The sequence below is a fragment of the Bacillus nitratireducens genome (assembly GCF_001884135.1).
In the GTDB taxonomy this organism is placed as follows: domain Bacteria; phylum Bacillota; class Bacilli; order Bacillales; family Bacillaceae_G; genus Bacillus_A; species Bacillus_A nitratireducens.
In genome coordinates this window covers 420645-441097 of the sequence record NZ_MAOC01000091.1, presented here as the reverse complement: position 1 = coordinate 441097, position 20453 = coordinate 420645, and the positions used below count along the sequence as shown (strand labels likewise).

The window sequence follows — 20453 nt, the reverse complement described above, 5'->3', positions numbered from 1 at the left end:
AATGTCATATTTTTATACACTAGTACTATAGAATGAGTATGGTATGAAGTAAGGTAGGGGAAGAACATATGTCTTTATGTCAGTTAGTGAGAAAAAATATAAGAACATTTGCTGCCAAAAGGATGAAGCAATTTATGTGGGTTGCTATGAGTACTATGATTTTATTTTTTATGATATCGCTTCAATTTAACGAAGTAGTTGTTGAGGAATTAGGGATTACACTTTTATTTCAAATGTGTTTTTACACGCTGTTTCTTATATTCATTTTTATATGTACTTTCACTACATATAAAATAACGTTTGCTCTTCTGCAAGTGAGGAAAGAGGAAATTAAATCTTATGTAGCAGAGAATAGGAACGCACTATGTTTATTATGTCAGGAGCAATTATTCATTTATGGCGCAGCGTTTGTTTTTGGATTAGTTAATGGGATGTTATTTTTGAAATTATTTACGATTATCTTTATGAAAATAGCAGGAATACAAGGGATAAATAGTGCACCGATTACAATATATGCAATAGTAGTTGTTAGTATAATTATGATCGTTATCGTCTTATTATCGATGATGCAATGTTTTCGATTTGTTCAAAGTTTACAAGATGAAAATTCGTTTTCATTCAAGGAAAAGGCATGAGAAATCATGCCTTTTCCTATTTTACACATAAAAATAATCATGTTACAGTGTAAACACCTGACAAAGAATGGGAAGGAAAGGTTGTATAGTATGACAAATGAACAATCAATTGTAAAGGTTGATCGATTAACAAAGCGAATTGGTTCAAAGACGTTAGTAGAAAATATTAGTTTTGAAGTGAAAAAAGGTGAAGTAGTTGGCTTATTAGGACCAAATGGTGCTGGAAAAACGACTTTAATGAGAATGATGGTCGGCATGATTCGTATGACAGAGGGCGAAGTTTGGATTGACGGTCAATCTGTAAAACAGCAATTTGAGAGTACTGCTGCGAAAATTGGAGCAGTAATTGAGACACCGGAATTTTATCCTTTCTTAAGCGGCTATGAAAATTTAACATATTTCGGACGAATGAATGGCAACGTAACCGAAGAACGTATCGATGAAGTAGTGCAATTGCTAGGGATGGGACAAGTAATTGATCGTAAAGTAAAAGCATATTCACTCGGCATGAGACAACGTTTAGGAATTGCTCAAGCGCTTATTCATGATCCAGATGTATTGATATTAGATGAACCAACGAATGGATTAGATCCTAGTGGAATACATGAAATGAGAATGTACATAAAGAAAATTGCACATGAACAAGGAAAAGCGGTACTCGTATCTAGTCACTTACTTTCAGAAGTTGAATTAATGTGTGACAGAGTTATCATTATTCAGCACGGAGAATATGTCGCGACGCAAAATATTCAGCATAATCAAAGCGAAGAGATGGAGACAATCCGTATACGTGTAGATGATGCGAAGAGAGCGGCAGAAATGTTAGACCAAGATGTTTTAATAAAAGGTAATGATCTACTTATAAATGTAAAAGATGAAGAAATCCCGAATGTTATTCGTACATTGCTTGAGAAAAATATTCAAGTGTATCGTGTATATGAAGAAAGAAAAACGTTAGAAGAGCAATTTTTAGAATTAACAGGGGGAAAAGATATTGTTTAATTTAGTTTATAACGAGTTGTATAAAATATTTAAGCGAAAGCGAACGATTATTCCTTTTGCAGTTATTGCAGTATTAATTATTGGATTAGGATGGGTTACGGTAAAGTATTTAGAGCCAGAAACAAAAGGGTGGAAAGCCGATTATACAGAACGAACTGTAGAAATTGAGAAAAAACTAGGCATGAAAAAAGAAGCTATTTTAGCAGAACGGTCTGGGGACGAGCTGGTAAAGGAATATCAGCTTAAGATGAAGCATTTAGATACAGATACAGCACCGGCAAGCAGCTCTCCGCTTTCTTTCATGAGAGATACAGGTTTTATCGTATTTCCAATTTTGCTTCCGTTTATTCTCGTGTATGCAAGTACAATTTTTGCGAATGAATATAGCTGGGGAACATATAAGTTTTTAACGATCCGTCCGGCAAATCGATTTAAAATATTAACAGCTAAATTTTTAGCAATCGTTATATTTGCAGCGTTATTGTTTATATTTAATATGATTTTCTCCGCTTTATGTGGACTTGTTATTTATAAATTCCAACAGCCTGCATGGAGTGAATTTATTTTCCAAGATGGAAATATTATAAAACAAAATATTTTTATGGAAGCAAGTAAGTATTACGTTTTATCGTGGCTACCAACTCTTGTGTATGCTGCATTTGCCTTTATGATTTCCGTTTTAACTAGATCGAGCGGAGGTGCAATCGGGATTTCTCTATTTCTCGCATTATCAGGGGGGATAGCGCTAATTCCGGCAGCAAGATATGAATGGGCGAAATATTTATTACCAGCGAATACAGATTTATATGGGCTTTCAAAGGGTGGGAGCTTTATTGATGGGGTAACATTCCCATTCGCTTCTTGTATGCTTCTTCTGTATTTAATTGTATTTCTAGGGATTTCCTATACAGTATTTATAAAACGAGATTTAACCGCATAAGCAAAAGCCGTTAAGGATTAACTTAACGGCTTTTTGTATGTGCTAATTGATGAATAGCCTTTTCGGCTAATAAGGCGAAATACTCCGCGCTAATAGGTAATGCTTGCTCATCTACTGTAAAAGCTGGATGATGCCATTCATGTGTACCACTCGTTCCCATAAAAACGAATGAACCAGGTATTTCTTGTTGATAAAAAGAAAAATCTTCTCCGGCCATTGATGGTGTAGGAGAGATAACGTTTAGATTCATTTGCTCTGCAATTTGAATAGAAAGATTAGTGAGTGTTTTATCGTTATGAACAGTAGGAGGACCTGGGTAAAATCGGAATTCTGTTTTTACACCTAGTGCATCAGAAACCCCTTTAATAATACGCTCCATTAATGCTGGAATCTTTTCGCGTGTTTCAGCTTGGAATGTACGTACAGTTCCTTCTAACGTAGCTTTTTCAGGAATAACGTTCCACGTATTTCCTGAATGGATATTTGTAACACTAACAACTGCATTATGAGATGAACTTATATTTCGACTTACAATTGTCTGCAGTGCCATAACAATTTGAGAGGACGCGACAATAGGGTCTACCCCAGCATCTGGTACAGCTGCATGTGTACCAACTCCGTGAATTTCAATTTCAAATCGATCGACCCCGGCCATCAGTGGACCATCTTTAATACCGATTGTACCTACTGGTAAATCCGGTTTATTATGCATACCGAAAATAGCTTGCACACCATGTAAATGCCCGGCTTCAATTACTTTGCAAGCACCATTGCTACTTTCTTCAGCTGGCTGGAATATAAAACGTACAGTTCCGCTAAGAGAAGATTCTTTTTCTTTTAATAAATAAGCGGCACCTATAATAGCAGCTGTATGAAAATCATGCCCACAAGCATGCATTTTACCAGGAATTTTTGAAGTGTACGGTAAATTTGTTTCTTCTTGAATAGGAAGGGCATCAATATCAGCACGGATTGCTATAATTGGCCCGCTACTATTCCCTGAAATTTCAGCAATAACGCCTGTTTCTAAACTAGAATTTATAATCGTAATGTTTTTCTCGTCTAACCAATTTTTTATAGTCTTCGTCGTTTCAAATTCTTCGTATGATAATTCTGGATGCTCATGTAAATTTCGACGAATAGAAATTAGCATCTCAGTTAATTGCTCTAGATTTGCTGCCACGTATAATGCCTTCTTTCTTAAATAAAGTATTTACATTAAGTATACAATAAGAAAAGAGAGGATTCTCAAATGAAAATCCTCTCTCGTTTTATGCTGCCAATTTTTTGTGTGTATGATGTTTACGATAGCGTCCACGCATTGCATAGGCAATTTGCGGGATTGCGATACCGATTAAAATAAGTGATACACCGAACCATTGTGAAGATAGTACAGCTTCTTTTAAAACGAATACAGACATAATTGTTGTAACTGGTAGTTCTGCTGCACCAAGAATAGTTGCTAATCCAGAACCGATTTTTGGAATGCCAATTGTAAAGGCGATAGATGGAATAACGATACTAAATATTCCTAATCCTAAGCCATACTTCCAAAGCCCTTGAGAAATGGAACCGTTCATAATAAATGTTGGCGGGAATACGAGCATTACTAAAGTTAAAGCACCAGCCATTAAAAGAACACCGCGCGGTAATGAAGGCACTTCAACAGCAACTTTTCCGCTCACGAAAATGTATGTTGCGAATGTAACGGCAGATAATAAACCTAGTATGATTCCAGTCGTATCGAAATCACCTGCTGATTTTTCTAGTAAACCACTTGATAAAAATGTACCTACAAGTAAGAAAATAACCGAAATAACTTTTTCTCTTGAAGGTAATGTTTTCGTTGCGACTGCTTCAATGATAATCCCAACCCAAACGAACTGGAATAAAAGTATAATTGCAATAGAAGCTGGTACAGTTTTTAATGAAGCATAATAAAAAATTCCAGTAAAGCTCGCCGATGTTCCTGCAATGAATAAAATTAACGCTTGTTTTAATGGAACACGGTGTCTAGAAAATAGAAGTGTAATAGTAAGCAAAATAATCCAGCCGAACAAATATTGGCTACCAATTACCTCTCCGAGTGAAAACCCTTCTGCATAAGCAAGTTTAACAAAAATAGCTAAAATCCCATAACTACACGCTCCTAATAGAACTAAAAGAGAATAGCGAAGCATGAAAAATTCCTCCCATCTATATGAAATTGTTCCGTAACGGACATATATAACTAGAGGGAAGTATACAAAATTAAAAATAAAGGGTCAACTGAAAGAAAAGTGCGACATTTTATAGAATAATAATAAAAGTATGATATTTATGCATAATCTTGAAATTAATAATAATTAAAGTATTGTAAAATCAGTGTTGCATTGTATAAAGACAGCATTTGAAAAAAATATTTTTTTAGGTCAATATGTGTGAAGTTAATTGTAGTGTGCTAAGTATTTGAGAAACTGTGAAACCTTTGTTATGTTAGTAACAATTAGAAAGAGCTTCATCATCCAATTGAGATTGTTCTATATAATAGAAGGAAATGAAAACGTTTTATTAGAAACTGTTTGTATGGGTAGTTTTTCTTATTATCACGTTGTTAAAGTGAGTTCACGAATTGTTCATAGTATTTTTATGTGTTTTTGCTACAATATGTAAGGAGAGGAGTGGAATCATGCAAGATATTAGTATTTTTTTAGCGTTTGGTGCTGGGTTTCTATCATTTATTTCCCCATGTTGCTTACCGCTTTATCCGGCATTTTTATCATACATAACAGGTATGTCGGTTTCTGAATTGAAAGAAGAAAATGCAATGCTTCGCAAAAGAAGTATGATACATACAGCGTTTTTCTTACTTGGTTTTTCAATTATTTTTATTGCGATTGGATTTGGTACAAGTTTTATCGGAGGCATTTTTACGGATTATAAAGACTTAATTAGACAGTTAGGTGGTATATTTATCATCGTGTTTGGTCTTATAATTGTCGGTGTGTTTAAGCCGAAGTTTTTAATGCAAGATCGTAAATTTACTTTTAAGAATCGTCCGAGTGGTTATTTTGGTTCAGTTCTAATTGGATTGGCATTTGCTGCAGGATGGACGCCATGTACTGGACCTATTTTAGTGTCCGTAATTGGATTAGCAGCAACAAACCCAGAATCAGCAATGATTTATATGATTGCTTACATACTTGGATTTGCTATCCCGTTTTTCGTACTTTCATTTTTTATTACGAAAATGTCTTGGATTAAAAGAAATAGTATGGCCTTCATGAAAGTCGGAGGATACATTATGATTGTCATGGGTATCTTCCTATACTTTAATTGGATGACGAAAATTATCGTATATTTCTCAAGTTTATTTGGTGGTTTTACCGGTTTTTAGTATTATTCTGTGAAAATGTTGGAAATACTAACGGAAAAGCATATAATGAAAGTATATTTTGCATATAGCCACAAAAAAGGATGAGAAAATATGAACATAGTTGTTTTATCAAGTATCGTTGCTGTTTGTATGGCTGTTGGTGCGATGTTTATTCGTTTAAAAGCAGCTAAGAAACCTGCAACATTGAAAAAAATTATACTTCCACCATTTTTTATGAGCACGGGAGCGTTGATGTTTGTTTTTCCTGAATTTCGATTAACTCCAGCAGAAATGTTAGAAGCAATTGGCGTCGGTTTGTTTTTCTCTATTTTTCTTATTAAAACATCTAAATTTGAAATTAGAGGACAAGAGATTTATTTGAAGCGTTCAAAAGCCTTTGTTTTTATATTAATTGGATTACTTGTCGTGCGGATTGTATTTAAAACATACTTAAGCCAATCTCTTGATTTAGGACAACTTAGTGGCATGTTCTTCTTACTGGCGTTCGCGATGATTGTTTCATGGAGAATTGCCATGTATCGTTCCTTTACGAAATTACAGAAGGAAATGGAAAAAGAAGATGGTTTTTATAATGAAAAAGATATGAAATTAACGTGAAAATTGTACATGTATAAAATAAAAAATACAGCGTCAAAGACGCTGTATTTTTTATTGGTATTGTTAGCACCTTCTGTTCCAACCACGACGTATAAAACGTAACTTGTCGAAAATAGGGAAATAAAAAATGAAGATTATTCTGCAAGTAAAGATTTGTAATTTGAATAATCAATCTTTTTTTCTTGAAGTTTCTTAATTAAAAATTTATGGTCGCGCTTCGGTGTGGCAACGATATATCCTTGTATAATTAAATCTTGTGTAATTTTTGAAGCGTTTTCCTTTATTGCAAGTTCACCAATTTTACCGGCAATCTTTGACGTGGCAACATCACGAAATAGTTCAGGAACGGGACTTACTAGTTCTTCTAATAATTGTTTTTGTTCATCATCCCATAAATGTCTCGTTTTATTAATATAGTGCTCTTCCCAATCTAAAATGGACATACCGTCTTCTTTCGGTAATCGTTTTAAAAATTTTCTGAACATAAAGTATCCACCGATAGACATAAGTCCTAATAAAATAACAGTCCATAATACAATAAACCAACTGAACCATCCTTCGAGCAAGTATATCCCCCCTTAATGATTGCGGTTTTCTTTTATTCATATTATAAACAGTGAGATTCATAGAAAGCAAGAACGCTTGGTCAATTTGACCAAGCGTTATAGTTTAAACGAAGTATAGTTGTTCAACACATAAATTATTATTATTGTCTTCAACGTATTCAATAATAAGTGTGCCAACTTTACGATCTTTATCTTCAGTTGTGAAAATAGAGTAAGAAGTAAAACGCGCTGTTGATAGGCCGCTTATATGTGTAGGTAAAGAAATGTAGTCGTTATCGCGGAAGAATTCCATTAGTTCAATATCTTCAAATTCTTTTCGGTCAACTTGTTTGTTTGTATAGCGGCGTTGAAGTTGTTTTAAAGATGCATTCCAAGAAATTGCTTTTGTGTCGTATACCATTGTTCTATCTCCTTACTGTATGTAATTATTAAGAACATACGTTCTAGTCTAGTATACTCTTTTTATAAGAAAAGGGAAAGCAAAAAATAATGTAAGCTTGGATTTCCAAGCTTACATTATTTTGCGTCCGTCATAATCTCTATTTTTTATTATAAGTTACATAAGAATAAGAAACAAGATGCTATATATTATGTTGATAGTTTTCAAAATTCTGTATATTATCAATGTATTATAAGAAAAGGGAATGAGAGGGATGGCATACGTAATTTCACTTCAAGGACCGATGGCAAGTGGGAAAACAACATTGGCTAAAAGCTTAGAGCGATGTGGGCTTTCAGTTATATATGAAAATCCTTATCCAATTGTAGAAAAGCGAAAAAAATTAAATTTGGATATGTGTACAAAAGAGGGGTTTATTACGAATCAAAAAATGTTTATTGAAGCAAAAATAAAAGAGTTTCAAAATGTGAAAAGTTCAGTCGTGATTTTTGATCGTGGGCCAGAAGATATTGAATTTTATACACTCTTTTATCCGAAAGTGATAGGGAAAGAGTGGGATATAGAAACAAAATTAAAAGATGAATTGTATAAATTAAGAGAATACCGTTCGGATGCAATTTTTTATTTAGATGTTTCGAAAGAAAATTTATATGATAGAAAAAATAATGACAGGGCAAGAAATCGAAGTACATTTGAGGAACAATTTAAATTAGTAGAAACTGAAAAAGAATGGTATAAACAATTTCCTGTAACTTATGTGGACACGAATACATTAACAGTGGATGAGTTAGAAGCATATTTTATGGGCTGGTTAAAGGAGAAAGGACTATGAAAAAAATATTATTATTCGTATACCCAACATTTGCGGAGTTTGAAATTACAGTAGCGACAGCATTGCTGAAAAAGAAATATGAGATCATTACTGCGGGCTTAACAAAAGAGTTGATTATAAGTGAAACAGGCTTGCAAGTACAACCGCATATAGAATTAAGTGAAGTGCGTGTAGAAGAATATGAGGGGATTATCATTCCAGGGGGAGACGAAGTACATATGAAAGACGCAGATATTCTCTTTTCAGTCATTCGCCAATTTTCTGAAAAAGAAAAATTAGTAGCTGCGATTTGTGCTGGACCGTATGCATTAGCAAAAGCAGGTTTATTTAAAGAGATTTCTTATACAGTGACTATAGATTATCAAAAGTTAGATTGTTTTCCAGTAGAAAATTTTGTATATAAAGAAGTTGTACAACACTCAAATATTATTACGGCACAAGGACATGCTTTTGTACCATTCGGAATAGCAGTTGCTTCTTATTTTGGAGTAGCGAACGAACATAATACAAATTTTTATGGTGGTAAGGGCAATATGATGATGGAGAAGCTTTTACCGGAAAACGTGTAAAAGCTAGCATTTGCTAGCTTTTTTCTTTTTTACATTGATAAATCGCTATCGTTTTCGGATCGCGCCATATACCGTTGTGAAGTGATAATTCATTTTCTATTTCTTCTTTTAGCCATTCCTTCATTTCAGTGTGAAGATATATATTATCAGGTATATTTAGCGACGGAAACATGCTAGAAATATAGTTTATAATTGGAGAGGCATGATGGAAAACGAGTGCATTATGAATAATTGTTTCTTCAACAGTTGAAAAAACAGATTGTAGTATCTCTTTACCATTTTCTAAACAAAATGGAGCTACTGACGGCGATGTTTTTGGTAAATCAAATGCAATTAACATTCTGTTACACATTTCATCTATACGAGGTAATGAAACTTTAGAATTTGTTGTAGCTAAAAGTGAGCCGCCGGGACGAATTACCTTATGGAATCCTTGAATTGTTTTTTCGACATCTTTCATGTGATATAACATATGTCTTGCGACAATCCAGTCATAGCAATTAGCGTCGAAAGGAAGTTTACTAGCATCTCCCAGTTTCCATTCAATTCTGTTATTCTTTATTGCAGCTTCAGAAAGCATAGTTTCCGATTGATCAAATCCGGTTAGATGTCCTTTATGACCGTTCGTTTGTAAAAGGGAAAGGAATTTTCCATTAGCGCATCCGACCTCTAATATTTTTTCTTCTCCTTGAAGTTGTAAATGTTCCATGACGACTTCATCTACATTCACCCGTTTCTCTTCAAAATGTTTATGTGTATCGATACGTGTTTGTAAATGGTTGCTTACGCTGTATTGGCGTTTTACATCATTCATCCTTTCACATTCCACCTTCGTGCAAAATTGCTGGACCGCATGTGTTAATACGTCTGTTTTATTTAAACCTTCGTAATGGAGTGCCGATTCAAATCTTTCAAGTAATTTTTCTTCAATTCGAAAATGAATATCTTTACGCTTTGCCACTGAAATCTCGCTCCTTTGCATCTGTTAGTGAGACTATAGCACGTCTGAAAAAAATCTGTAAATAAATTGTGTACACAAGTATGAGAGGAATAAAAAAATTACTTGAATAATATTTTAAACTATTGACGATTTAAACGTTTTCATATATTCTTAAATTAAGTAATATTCAAATAATTCAAAAGAAATGAGAGAGTCACATGCTTCTTCAAGGAACACATCGAATTGGTCGTATGGCCATGTTGTTGGCACTTGCGGATGAGAATGAAAGCCCTGTATTATCTATTCCAAAAGGTTGGAAATATTGTACGGGGAAAGTTGGTTCGATGAATTCGCAAAAAGTTGTAGCAGCAATGGAAACAGCGGCTAAGAGCAACCGAGTTATTGAAACAGACGTTTACAGAGAAACACATGCACTTTATCATGCAATTATGGAAGCTTTGTACGGAGTGACGAGAGGACAAATTCAGTTAGCAGACGTTCTTCGTACAGTAGGACTTCGCTTTGCGATTGTGCGCGGTACACCATACGACGGAAAGAAAGAAGGCGAATGGGTTGCTGTTGCATTATATGGAACGATTGGTGCACCTGTAAAAGGATCTGAGCATGAGGCGATTGGTTTAGGAATTAATCACATATGATTTGCCCATAGTCTATTAGTTAGAAGGGGGCCTTACTTTTTTAGGACAGAAGTCTGTCTTAAAAAGATAAGGTCCCCTTTTGCCTTTATAAGGAGGAAAAAGAATGATTACGCTAACAGGACACACATTGACAGTTGAAGAAATGAAGAGGTTGTTACTTGAAGGTGAAGGTGTTACAGCTTGCCCAACTAGTATGCAAAAGGTGGCAGAATGCCGCGAAGTTGTCGAGAAAATTGTAGAGGACGGAAAAGTCGTTTACGGTATTACAACTGGTTTTGGAAAGTTTAGTGATGTGCTTATTCAAAAAGATGATGTAAAGGCACTTCAGCACAACTTAATTCAATCACATGCATGCGGGATAGGCGATCCATTTCCTGAAGAAGTATCACGCGGTATGTTAATTTTACGAGCGAACACGATGCTTAAAGGAGTATCTGGTGTTAGACCGCTTGTTGTAAATATGCTTCTTGAGTTTGTAAATCGTAAAATTCACCCAGTCGTTCCGCAACAAGGTTCACTTGGTGCGAGTGGCGATTTAGCACCTCTATCTCATCTTGCTCTTGTTTTATTAGGTGAAGGTGAAGTGTTCTATAAAGGGAAAAGAGTTCATGCGATGGTTGCTCTTACAGAAGAGGGCCTTGAGCCGATTGAACTTGAAGCAAAAGAAGGTCTTGCATTAATTAATGGTACGCAGGCGATGACAGCGCAAGGAGTACTATCTTATATAGAAGCAGAAGCAACGGCTTATCAAGCTGAATTAATTGCCTCTATGACAATTGAGGGATTACAAGGCATTATTGATGCATTTGATGAAAATGTGCATAAAGCACGCGGTTATAAAGAGCAAGTGGAAGTAGCGAGCAGAATTCGTGACATCCTTCAAGATAGTAAGTTAGTGACAAAACAAGGAGAACTTCGTGTACAGGATGCATATTCACTTCGTTGTATCCCACAAGTACACGGTGCTTCTTGGCAAGTTTTAAATTACGTGAAAGAAAAATTAGAAATTGAAATGAATGCAGCGACAGATAACCCACTTATTTTTGATGGCGGGGAAAAAGTAATTTCAGGTGGTAACTTCCACGGACAACCGATTGCATTTGCGATGGACTTCTTGAAAGTTGGAATGGCAGAACTTGCAAATATTTCAGAGCGCCGTATTGAACGCTTAGTAAATCCGCAATTAAATGACCTACCACCATTTTTAAGTCCAGAGCCAGGACTTCAGTCTGGTGCAATGATTATGCAATATGCAGCGGCTTCACTCGTTTCAGAAAATAAAACGTTAGCACATCCGGCGAGTGTAGATTCAATTCCGTCGTCAGCTAACCAAGAAGATCACGTGAGTATGGGGACAATCGCTTCACGTCACGCACATCAAATTATTCAAAATGCAAGACGCGTTCTTGCGATCGAGATGATTTGTGCGATGCAAGCAGCGGAGTATCGAGGAATCGAAAATATGAGTACAGTGACGAAGAGCTTCTACCATCAAGGTCGTCAACAAGTACCTTCTATTACAAATGACCGCATATTCTCAACGGATATTGAAAATATTACGCATTGGTTAAAAACGAATTATTCGATAAAAGAAAGATTAGATGTAAACGCAGCACTATAAAACGAGAAAAGGGAGAGATTGAAATGGAAAAAGTACAACAAACAATTCGCGCGCCAAGAGGCACTGAGTTACAAACGAAAGGATGGGTTCAAGAAGCTGCACTTCGTATGTTAATGAACAATTTAGATCCTGAAGTTGCTGAAAAACCAGAAGAATTAGTTGTATATGGTGGAATTGGCCGTGCAGCTCGTAACTGGGAAAGCTACAATGCAATTGTTGATTCATTAAAAACGTTAGAGAGCGATGAAACGTTACTTGTTCAATCAGGAAAACCAGTTGCAATTTTCAAATCACATGAAGATGCACCTCGCGTTCTGTTAGCGAACTCAAACTTAGTACCAAAGTGGGCGAACTGGGATCACTTCCGTGAACTAGAGAAAAAAGGTCTTATGATGTACGGCCAAATGACAGCTGGTAGCTGGATTTACATTGGAACACAAGGGATTTTACAAGGAACATATGAAACATTTGGTGAAGCGGCACGTCAACATTTCGATGGATCATTAAAAGGTACAGTAACACTTACTGCTGGTTTAGGTGGTATGGGCGGTGCACAACCTCTTGCTGTAACGATGAACGGCGGTGTTGTAATTGCTATTGATGTTGATAAGCGCAGCATCGATCGTCGTATTGAAAAGAGATATTGTGATCTGTATACAGAGTCTTTAGAAGAAGCATTAACTATTGCGAACGAGTATAAAGAGAAGAAAGAACCGATTTCAATCGGATTGTTAGGAAATGCAGCGGAGATTTTACCAGAACTAGTGAAGCGTAATATCACGCCAGACTTAGTTACGGATCAAACATCTGCTCATGACCCATTAAACGGTTATATTCCAGTAGGTTACACGTTAGAAGAAGCAGCGAAACTTCGTGAAGAAGATCCAGAACGTTACGTACAATTATCAAAAGAAAGTATGAAAAAACATGTGGAAGCAATGCTTGCTATGCAAGAAAAAGGCGCGATTACATTTGATTACGGAAATAACATTCGCCAAGTTGCTTTTGATGAAGGTTTGAAAAATGCATTCGATTTCCCAGGATTCGTTCCAGCATTTATCCGTCCGTTATTCTGTGAAGGAAAAGGACCGTTCCGCTGGGTAGCGCTTTCTGGTGATCCAGAAGATATTTATAAAACTGATGAAGTAATTTTACGTGAGTTTGCTGATAATGAGCATTTATGTAACTGGATTCGTATGGCTCGTCAGCAAGTTGAGTTCCAAGGTCTTCCATCACGTATTTGTTGGCTTGGTTACGGTGAGCGCGCGAAATTTGGTCGCATCATTAATGAAATGGTGGCGAATGGTGAATTATCAGCACCGATCGTTATCGGTCGTGACCATTTAGATTGCGGATCAGTAGCATCTCCAAACCGTGAGACAGAATCGATGAAAGACGGCAGTGATGCAGTAGCAGACTGGCCAATTTTAAATGCATTAATTAACAGTGTAAACGGTGCGAGCTGGGTATCTGTTCACCACGGTGGTGGCGTTGGTATGGGTTATTCACTTCACGCTGGAATGGTTATTGTTGCAGATGGAACAGAAGCAGCAGCAAAACGTATTGAGCGCGTATTAACGTCTGACCCTGGTATGGGTGTTGTTCGTCACGTTGATGCAGGATATGACTTAGCTGTGGAAACTGCGAAAGAAAAAGGCGTTAACATTCCGATGATGAAATAAGGAGGAGAAAACATGCTGGACACTTTACTAATAAATATCGGTCAATTACTAACAATGGATCAAGAAGATGGCTTGTTAAGACGGGAAGCGATGAACACGCTTCCTGTTATTGAAAACGGTGTGGTTGGAATTGAAAACGGCGTAATTACTTTCGTTGGAACAGCGGAAGAAGCAAAAGGGCTTCAGGCGAAAGAAGTTATTGATTGCGGCGGGAAAATGGTTTCTCCTGGTCTTGTTGATCCGCATACTCATCTTGTATTTGGTGGATCTCGTGAAAATGAGATCGCGCTGAAATTACAAGGAGTTCCGTACCTAGAAATTTTAGAACAAGGCGGAGGTATTCTTTCAACTGTAAATGCAACGAAGCAGGCGACGAAAGAAGAACTTGTTCAAAAAGCGAAATTTCATTTAGACCGTATGCTATCTTTCGGTGTGACAACTGTAGAAGCTAAGAGTGGTTACGGATTAGATGATGAGACAGAATGGAAACAATTAGAGGCAACGGCGCAATTACAAAAAGAGCATCCAATCGATTTAGTTTCCACATTTTTAGGTGCTCATGCAGTTCCGAAAGAGTATAAAGGTAGATCAAAAGAATTTTTACAATGGATGTTAGACCTACTGCCAGAAATGAAAGAGAAGCAATTAGCTGAATTCGTCGATATTTTCTGCGAAACAGGTGTGTTCTCTGTAGAAGAATCAAAAGAATTTTTATTAAAAGCGAAAGAGCTTGGCTTTGATGTGAAAATCCATGCAGATGAAATCGACCCTCTTGGTGGTGCGGAAGCAGCAGCTGAAATTGGTGCAGCATCAGCGGACCATTTAGTTGGCGCTTCTGATAAAGGAATTGAAATGCTTGCAAACTCTAATACAGTAGCAACGTTATTACCAGGAACAACTTTCTATTTAAATAAAGAAAGCTTCGCTCGTGGTCGTAAAATGATTGATGAAGGTGTAGCGGTTGCTTTAGCCACAGACTTTAACCCAGGTAGCTGTCCAACTGAAAACATTCAGCTTATTATGAGCATTGCGATGCTAAAACTGAAAATGACACCAGAAGAAGTTTGGAATGCCGTAACGGTTAACTCATCTTATGCTATTAATCGAGGCGATGTAGCTGGGAAAATTAGAGTTGGTCGTAAGGCAGATTTAGTTTTATGGGATGCTTACAATTATGCTTACGTACCGTACCATTACGGCGTAAGTCATGTAAATACAGTGTGGAAGAATGGTAATATTGCATATACAAGAGGTGAACAATCGTGGAGCACGGCCACTATTTAAAGAAAAATGCAAAATTTATTGATCGTGAAGTGACGAAATGGAGTGAGATGATTAAAGATTGGGAGGAAGGCGTAGAAATATTCGGTGCAGCCTTAATTGGTGCACCCCTTTCTAAACCATCGATTAGTCATTCAGGAGCAAGTTTTGCACCGAAAACTATTCGTGCGATGTTAGATGCATATAGCACGTACGCAATTACAGAAGAACACGATATGAAAGAAAGTGTTCTTCATGATTGCGGTGATATTACGATGCATGTGACAGATATAAAAGAAAGTCATAACCGGATTGCGAAAACAGTTGGTCATTTGACGAAAGTAAACCCGAAAATGATACCGATTGTTCTTGGTGGTGACCACTCGATTAGTTTTCCGAGTATCACTGGTTTTGCAAATAGTAAAGGAAAGGTCGGTATTATTCAATTTGATGCCCATCATGATTTACGCAATTTAGATGATGGTGGTCCATCAAATGGTACACCGTTCCGTAGTTTACTAGAAAATGATGTGATTACAGGAAAACAACTCGTTCAAATCGGAATTCGTAATTTTTCAAATGCACGTACGTACCATGAATATGCAAAAGAGCATGGCGTGACAGTGTATACAATGAAAGATGTAAGAGAGCGAGAAATAAAAGATCTTATTTCAGAAAGTATTGAAGTATTAAGAAAACAAGGTGTGACTTCTATTTATATTTCTCTTGATATGGACGTATTAGACCAAGCGTTTGCGCCAGGCTGTCCAGCAATTGGCCCTGGTGGAATGGATAGTACAACTTTACTTGATGCAATTGAATTCCTTGGTAAAGAGCCACTCGTTCAAGGGATGGATATAGTAGAAATTGATCCAACTCTTGATTTTAGGGATATGACGAGTAGAATAGCTGCGCAAGTGATTATGAGTTTTCTGTTAGCGCGAGAAACGATTAGTAAACAGGTTAGTATATAAGCGAAGAATCGTGTGTGTGAAGTTTTGAAGTAACCGTTTTTGTCTTTCATGTTGCACATTATATAAAAATACATCGCTACTTATATGTAGTGATGTATTTTTTGTTTTACAAGGTATATAAAATTGGAGGAAATGGGCGTGAAAAGGTAACAAAAATGCGGGTTTTTTAGTGTTTTTGTACAGATTGAATTTTTATGTGTAAATAAATTGACATGGAAAATAATTTTGTGATATTATAAAAATTTTGCTAAAAAAATAAATGTGTGTTATGCTTGAGAAGGTTACCATATATGGAGGTGGATTATTTGTTTCAAATTGGCGATAACATTGTTTATCCAATGCACGGAGCAGGTATAATTAAAGCCATAGAAGAGAAGGAAATTTCAGGAGAAAAACAACAGTATTATGTTATAAAAATGTCGGCTAGTAATATGGAAGTAATGATTCCTATGGGGAAAATATTGAATTCAAATATACGACCAGTTACAACTCTAAAGGCATTAACACACATAATAGATGTTTTTCAACATGGAGAATCAGATAGATTACTTACGTGGAAACAAAGGTATAAATTGAACACTGATAAAATAAAAACGGGTAAAATACAAGAAGGTGCTGAAGTTGTACGTGATTTATTACGTATGCAAAAAGAAAAAGCACTTAATGCAAGCGAAAAGAAAATGTTAGATAACGCACATGAATTTTTGATTAGTGAACTGGGATTAATTGAAGGTATCACAGAAAATCAAATAAAAAGCTTTTGTTAAGATTCATTACAAATAATGTATTACATCCCAAAAAAGAACTTGAATTTTTTGGGAGCATAATTATAGAGAATCAATCATTTCAAAGACATTCAACTCTTTCAAACCACTTTTAGAGCATTAACCTCTTTTGTTATTACTACAATCAAATCCATTTTTATTTTTTAATTTCTTTTACGAATATTCGAAGTTTAATTAAATACTTCGATAAAATAGTTACTTGATTTTTGCAATCCTGATTCACACTGGCACGGACGAGGAGCCGTAAGGATGAAAGAGAGGTAGGGCTTTCATTGTTTTAGGTATATATAAGTTATTATTTTTAGAAGAATACTGGTCCACTTTCATTTCTATTGTTAAGAAATTTTCCATATGTGAGGAGATAATAATTATTTATTTTCTTTATGTAAAAGAGATAAACGAATTGTTAGCCTTATATGGTCAACTAAAAAAGGTTTCCTAATTAGGAAACCTTTTTAATTTTTGTTTTTACCATTCTATTTGTTTAATATTCGAATGTTAAATGGTAAAGACGTATAAATTGACGTTACTATCTAAAAGTAAGTATGATGCGATTATAGTTAGATTTTTTAGGGGGAAGAAAAATGACAAGTTCAAATAATAAAGCGGCAAGTATTTATGAAGGAACAAATATAAACGCTTGGGGGTCTTTTGAAAATATTGAAGAAACGAAGTTATTTCATCCGATTCAAATTGGATCTTGGTCTCTTCGTAATCGCATAGCGATGGCACCGATGACGAGATGTTTTGCAAATAATGAGACTGGAGTCGTTGGTGCTGACGTAGTCGAATATTACCGAAAACGTGCTGCTGATGGGATTGGACTAATTATTACAGAAGGAATTGTCATTAGTCAGAGAGCAAAAGGGAATCCAGGAGTACCAGGTATTTATACACAAGCGCAAGTCGATTCTTGGAAACCTGTTACAGAGGCAGTACATAAAGAAGGCGGAACGATTATTGCTCAAATATGGCATGTTGGACGTATGAGTCATCACGAAATAATTGGTGGTCAAATGCCGCAAGCACCTTCTGCTATTGCTGCGGAGGGGAATGTTCCGCGTTTTCGTAAACCATTTGATACACCAGAAACAATGACAATAGAAGAAATAAAAGAAGTTGTCGGTCAATATGCACAAGCTGCAAAAAACGCAATCGAAGCTGGGTTTGATGGAGTAGAAATTCATGGTGCACACGGCTATTTAATAGATCAATTTACTTATGAATTTGCGAATAAGCGTACTGATAAATACGGCGGTGACTTAAAACAAAGGTTAACGTTTATGAAAGAAGTTGTTCAGGCTGTAATTGAAGCAGTTGGAGCTGATAAAACGCTTCTTCGCTTCTCTGCCTTTAAAGGTGATAATCCTACTTATATGTGGGAACATCCTGAACTTGCAATTGAAACGTTTGTAAATATGTTTAAAGAAGTTGGATTAACGATGATTCACCCTTCAACGATGAATTATACGCAAGTTATTGCTGACGGTAAGAATTTTCATCAATTAGTAAGAAAGTATTGGGATAGTACTATCGTAGGAGTAGGTAATTTGAATCCGAAAGAGGCAGAAGAAGCACTGCAAGAAGGAACAATTGATGTAGCGGCATTTGGAAGACCATTAATCGCTAATCCGGATTTTGTTCATCGAATTAAAAATGCTGAAAGTTTAGTTGAATATGATGCGAAAGAGCATCTTGCTACGTTAATCTGAATAAGGATAAAAGGAGAACACTTGAGGTGTTCTCCTTTTATTATGGAATTTCATAGGGGGAAGCGGGATGAGTGAAACTCTACTCGTTATTATTAGTATATTGCTCTTTTTGATGTTACTTTTAATTGTTTTTTTTATTATTACATTTTTTATAAAAAAACGGACGCACCATTCTATATTAAAACTGCATCCATACTTAGGAAGAATGCGCTATTTACTTGAAAAGATAGGACCGGAATTCCGGCAATACTGGTTTGATCATGACACGGATGGAAAACCTTTTTCACGTTACGATTTTCAAAGTGTTATGTTCTTAGCGAAATATCGTTCTGAAATACTTGGTTTTGGATCGAAACGAGATTTTGATGCATCTGGCTATTATATTGCTAATACATTGTTTCCGATTTTAACAGATGAATTAAGCGTAAATCTCACGAAAGAAAGTGAGGGGAAAAAGTATGTAATTCATAAAGAAGGATTATTTTCAAGAAGAGAGAAATTGACAGCGGATACAACAAATCTTTGGTTATATGAAGATAACGATGCAATTATAGTTGGTGAAAATCGTAAATACCCATGGAAGCTACATGGAATGTTTGGAGCATCAGCGACATCATACGGTGCGATTGGAGAGAATTATATTTTAGCGAGCGGTTTTGGTGCGAAAATGGCAGGTGGATCGTGGATTAATACTGGAGAAGGGGGTGTAATTCCAGAACATTTACATACAGGTGCGAATATCGTTGCACAAATTGGTCCAGGGTTATTCGGATACCGTGATGAAGACGGGAATTTTTCAATGGAGAAATTTATGGATAAAGCGAAAGAAAGTAATATTAAGGCGTTCGAGTTAAAATTTGGGCAAGGTGCTAAAATACGTGGTGGCCATCTAGAGGGACAAAAAGTAAATGAGAAAATTGCTTCTGTTCGGAACGTACGAGAAGGGGAGACGATTAATTCACCGAATCGATTTTCATTTTTAAAAAATGCAGCGGATACACTGTATTTTATTCAAAAGTTGCAAGAAAACGGTGGTAAGCCAGTCGGGATGAAAATCGTAATTGGACAGCAGAAGCCTCTGGAAGATTTATTAAAAACAATGAGTGAATTAAATATTTATCCAGATTTTATTACAATTGATGGTTCAGAAGGTGGATCGGGTGCTACGTATAAATCGATGGCAGATAGTATGGGGCTTCCGCTTATACCGGCATTACTTACATTTATTGATACAGCAAATCATTTTGGTGTCCGGGATAAATTAAAGGTGTTTGCCTCTGGGAAATTAATCACACCAGATAAAGTGGCGATTGCTTTAGCTATCGGTGCAGATGCCGTAAATTCAGCACGTGGATTTATGATGGCAAGCGGTTGTATTATGGCGCTTCAATGTAATTCAGGGCAATGCCCATCAGGGGTTGCAACCACGAATCCACACTACCAAAAAGCATTAGATCCATATGAGAAAAAATGGCGAGTAATGAACTATGTTATTAGTATGAGATATAGTTTGTTTTCATTAGCGGCAGCAGCAGGGGTAAAGAGCCCACGCCACTTAACGAGGGAGCATATTGTATTTAAAGATGAGGTGGGGAGAGTAGTACCTCTTTCGGAATTGTTTCCTATAGTAAATCGAAGATAAGCTATGTTTAATAGATGAAAAAGTCATACATTTGTATGGCTTTTTTCTTTTAAAATTTGTCGGATAAATGAATGGAAATAAGGTGTGAAAAAACGGTGTTTTATTATCTGAATATTTTTACTTTAATTTCTTTGAAAACCCGGGTAATCCACTGGGATAAAGGCGTTTATAAAGGTTTTTACATATAGTGAAAAGGGCTTGTTCACTTGAAAGAACAAAAAATGTTTGTTAAGGTAGGGAACCATAAGCGAAAACAAGAAA

General features: G+C 36.0%; 21 protein-coding genes. 16 read left to right on the top strand and 5 right to left on the bottom strand.

Translation table 11 applies throughout. The annotated features are described in order from the left end of the window. Positions 1-68: 68 nt before the first annotated feature. The 3 genes from BAU23_RS27085 to BAU23_RS27075 all read left to right on the top strand — a co-directional run bounded on the left by BAU23_RS27085 (position 69) and on the right by BAU23_RS27075 (position 2577). Positions 69-635: an ABC transporter permease gene (locus BAU23_RS27085; protein WP_071735578.1), complete on the top strand. Its 567-nt coding sequence runs from the start codon at positions 69-71 to the stop codon at positions 633-635. A 90-nt stretch (positions 636-725) separates the two neighbouring features. Beyond that, positions 726-1637, top strand: coding sequence for an ABC transporter ATP-binding protein (locus BAU23_RS27080; RefSeq protein ID WP_000180620.1), 912 nt, complete (start codon positions 726-728; stop codon positions 1635-1637). Then, the gene (locus BAU23_RS27075; protein ID WP_000482781.1) at positions 1630-2577 is read left to right on the top strand and encodes an ABC transporter permease; all 948 of its coding nucleotides are present in this window, start codon (positions 1630-1632) and stop codon (positions 2575-2577) included. The genes BAU23_RS27080 and BAU23_RS27075 overlap by 8 nt, the downstream gene beginning before the upstream one ends. Before the next feature lie 22 nt (positions 2578-2599). Here BAU23_RS27075 and BAU23_RS27070 read toward each other — a convergent pair whose 3' ends face one another. Beyond that, the gene (locus BAU23_RS27070; protein ID WP_000729785.1) at positions 2600-3760 is read right to left on the bottom strand and encodes a M20 peptidase aminoacylase family protein; all 1161 of its coding nucleotides are present in this window, start codon (positions 3758-3760) and stop codon (positions 2600-2602) included. Between the two features lie 88 nt (positions 3761-3848). Next, positions 3849-4757: an EamA family transporter gene (locus BAU23_RS27065; RefSeq protein WP_000947050.1), complete on the bottom strand. Its 909-nt coding sequence runs from the start codon at positions 4755-4757 to the stop codon at positions 3849-3851. Between the two features lie 322 nt (positions 4758-5079). Here BAU23_RS27065 and BAU23_RS30980 point away from each other — a divergent pair, with 322 nt between their 5' ends. The 3 genes from BAU23_RS30980 (at position 5080) to BAU23_RS27050 (ending at position 6550) form a co-directional block, all read left to right on the top strand. After that, a complete protein-coding gene (locus tag BAU23_RS30980; protein ID WP_309442985.1) occupies positions 5080-5229 on the top strand; it encodes a peptidase T in 150 nt (49 codons plus the stop codon). Positions 5230-5245: 16 nt separating this feature from the next. Then, entirely contained in the window at positions 5246-5953 is a 708-nt protein-coding gene (ccdA, locus tag BAU23_RS27055) for a cytochrome c-type biogenesis protein CcdA (protein WP_001152675.1), read from the top strand. Positions 5954-6043: 90 nt separating this feature from the next. Then, positions 6044-6550 carry a CcdC family protein gene (locus tag BAU23_RS27050; RefSeq protein ID WP_001028637.1) on the top strand — a complete coding sequence of 169 codons (507 nt, stop codon included), beginning with the start codon at positions 6044-6046 and terminating at the stop codon, positions 6548-6550. Between the two features lie 134 nt (positions 6551-6684). Here BAU23_RS27050 and BAU23_RS27045 read toward each other — a convergent pair whose 3' ends face one another. Together BAU23_RS27045 and BAU23_RS27040 are read right to left on the bottom strand one after the other, a co-directional pair. Further along, positions 6685-7116: a DUF2621 domain-containing protein gene (locus BAU23_RS27045; RefSeq protein WP_000889388.1), complete on the bottom strand. Its 432-nt coding sequence runs from the start codon at positions 7114-7116 to the stop codon at positions 6685-6687. 103 nt (positions 7117-7219) lie between these two features. Then, positions 7220-7516 (bottom strand): hypothetical protein, encoded by a 297-nt coding sequence (locus BAU23_RS27040; RefSeq protein ID WP_000262393.1) that lies wholly within the window; start codon positions 7514-7516, stop codon positions 7220-7222. Between the two features lie 244 nt (positions 7517-7760). On the opposite strand from BAU23_RS27040, the gene BAU23_RS27030 reads away from it, so the two are divergent. Together BAU23_RS27030 and BAU23_RS27025 are read left to right on the top strand one after the other, a co-directional pair. Next, the gene (locus BAU23_RS27030) at positions 7761-8348 is read left to right on the top strand and encodes an AAA family ATPase (RefSeq protein WP_170959292.1); all 588 of its coding nucleotides are present in this window, start codon (positions 7761-7763) and stop codon (positions 8346-8348) included. Continuing rightward, the gene (locus tag BAU23_RS27025) at positions 8345-8917 is read left to right on the top strand and encodes a DJ-1/PfpI family protein (protein WP_000722194.1); all 573 of its coding nucleotides are present in this window, start codon (positions 8345-8347) and stop codon (positions 8915-8917) included. Before BAU23_RS27030 ends, BAU23_RS27025 begins: the two co-directional genes overlap by 4 nt. Before the next feature lie 13 nt (positions 8918-8930). On the opposite strand, the gene BAU23_RS27020 is transcribed toward BAU23_RS27025, so the two are convergent. Beyond that, the gene (locus BAU23_RS27020) at positions 8931-9878 is read right to left on the bottom strand and encodes a class I SAM-dependent methyltransferase (protein WP_001129125.1); all 948 of its coding nucleotides are present in this window, start codon (positions 9876-9878) and stop codon (positions 8931-8933) included. Positions 9879-10075: 197 nt separating this feature from the next. On the opposite strand from BAU23_RS27020, the gene hutP reads away from it, so the two are divergent. The 8 genes from hutP to BAU23_RS26980 all read left to right on the top strand — a co-directional run bounded on the left by hutP (position 10076) and on the right by BAU23_RS26980 (position 20192). Continuing rightward, positions 10076-10516 (top strand): hut operon transcriptional regulator HutP, encoded by a 441-nt coding sequence (gene hutP, locus BAU23_RS27015; RefSeq protein ID WP_000926519.1) that lies wholly within the window; start codon positions 10076-10078, stop codon positions 10514-10516. Between the two features lie 103 nt (positions 10517-10619). After that, positions 10620-12137, top strand: coding sequence for a histidine ammonia-lyase (gene hutH / locus BAU23_RS27010; protein WP_016130081.1), 1518 nt, complete (start codon positions 10620-10622; stop codon positions 12135-12137). Between the two features lie 23 nt (positions 12138-12160). Then, complete coding sequence (hutU, locus tag BAU23_RS27005; RefSeq protein WP_000416940.1) at positions 12161-13819, top strand: urocanate hydratase; 1659 nt, start codon at positions 12161-12163, stop codon at positions 13817-13819. 12 nt (positions 13820-13831) lie between these two features. Continuing rightward, positions 13832-15103: an imidazolonepropionase gene (gene hutI, locus BAU23_RS27000; protein WP_000887559.1), complete on the top strand. Its 1272-nt coding sequence runs from the start codon at positions 13832-13834 to the stop codon at positions 15101-15103. After that, positions 15082-16053 carry a formimidoylglutamase gene (hutG, locus tag BAU23_RS26995; protein WP_000399823.1) on the top strand — a complete coding sequence of 324 codons (972 nt, stop codon included), beginning with the start codon at positions 15082-15084 and terminating at the stop codon, positions 16051-16053. Before hutI ends, hutG begins: the two co-directional genes overlap by 22 nt. 305 nt (positions 16054-16358) lie before the next feature. Then, positions 16359-16820: a CarD family transcriptional regulator gene (locus tag BAU23_RS26990; protein ID WP_000486322.1), complete on the top strand. Its 462-nt coding sequence runs from the start codon at positions 16359-16361 to the stop codon at positions 16818-16820. 602 nt (positions 16821-17422) lie between these two features. Beyond that, the gene (locus tag BAU23_RS26985; RefSeq protein WP_000204416.1) at positions 17423-18550 is read left to right on the top strand and encodes an alkene reductase; all 1128 of its coding nucleotides are present in this window, start codon (positions 17423-17425) and stop codon (positions 18548-18550) included. Positions 18551-18617: 67 nt separating this feature from the next. After that, entirely contained in the window at positions 18618-20192 is a 1575-nt protein-coding gene (locus BAU23_RS26980) for an FMN-binding glutamate synthase family protein (protein ID WP_071735572.1), read from the top strand. The last annotated feature ends 261 nt before the right edge of the window (positions 20193-20453 follow it).

What these genes read in the sequence shown, in the direction of transcription:
- BAU23_RS27085 (WP_071735578.1), top strand. Translation starts at nt 69, where the DNA reads ATGTCTTTATGTCAGTTAGTGAGAAAAAATATAAGAACATTTGCTGCC.
- BAU23_RS27080 (WP_000180620.1), top strand. Translation starts at nt 726, where the DNA reads ATGACAAATGAACAATCAATTGTAAAGGTTGATCGATTAACAAAGCGA.
- BAU23_RS27065 (WP_000947050.1), bottom strand. Translation starts at nt 4,757, where the DNA reads ATGCTTCGCTATTCTCTTTTAGTTCTATTAGGAGCGTGTAGTTATGGG.
- ccdA (WP_001152675.1), top strand. Translation starts at nt 5,246, where the DNA reads ATGCAAGATATTAGTATTTTTTTAGCGTTTGGTGCTGGGTTTCTATCA.
- BAU23_RS27050 (WP_001028637.1), top strand. Translation starts at nt 6,044, where the DNA reads ATGAACATAGTTGTTTTATCAAGTATCGTTGCTGTTTGTATGGCTGTT.
- BAU23_RS27040 (WP_000262393.1), bottom strand. Translation starts at nt 7,516, where the DNA reads ATGGTATACGACACAAAAGCAATTTCTTGGAATGCATCTTTAAAACAA.
- BAU23_RS27030 (WP_170959292.1), top strand. Translation starts at nt 7,761, where the DNA reads ATGAGAGGGATGGCATACGTAATTTCACTTCAAGGACCGATGGCAAGT.
- BAU23_RS27025 (WP_000722194.1), top strand. Translation starts at nt 8,345, where the DNA reads ATGAAAAAAATATTATTATTCGTATACCCAACATTTGCGGAGTTTGAA.
- hutP (WP_000926519.1), top strand. Translation starts at nt 10,076, where the DNA reads ATGCTTCTTCAAGGAACACATCGAATTGGTCGTATGGCCATGTTGTTG.
- hutH (WP_016130081.1), top strand. Translation starts at nt 10,620, where the DNA reads ATGATTACGCTAACAGGACACACATTGACAGTTGAAGAAATGAAGAGG.
- hutU (WP_000416940.1), top strand. Translation starts at nt 12,161, where the DNA reads ATGGAAAAAGTACAACAAACAATTCGCGCGCCAAGAGGCACTGAGTTA.
- hutI (WP_000887559.1), top strand. Translation starts at nt 13,832, where the DNA reads ATGCTGGACACTTTACTAATAAATATCGGTCAATTACTAACAATGGAT.
- BAU23_RS26985 (WP_000204416.1), top strand. Translation starts at nt 17,423, where the DNA reads ATGACAAGTTCAAATAATAAAGCGGCAAGTATTTATGAAGGAACAAAT.
- BAU23_RS26980 (WP_071735572.1), top strand. Translation starts at nt 18,618, where the DNA reads ATGAGTGAAACTCTACTCGTTATTATTAGTATATTGCTCTTTTTGATG.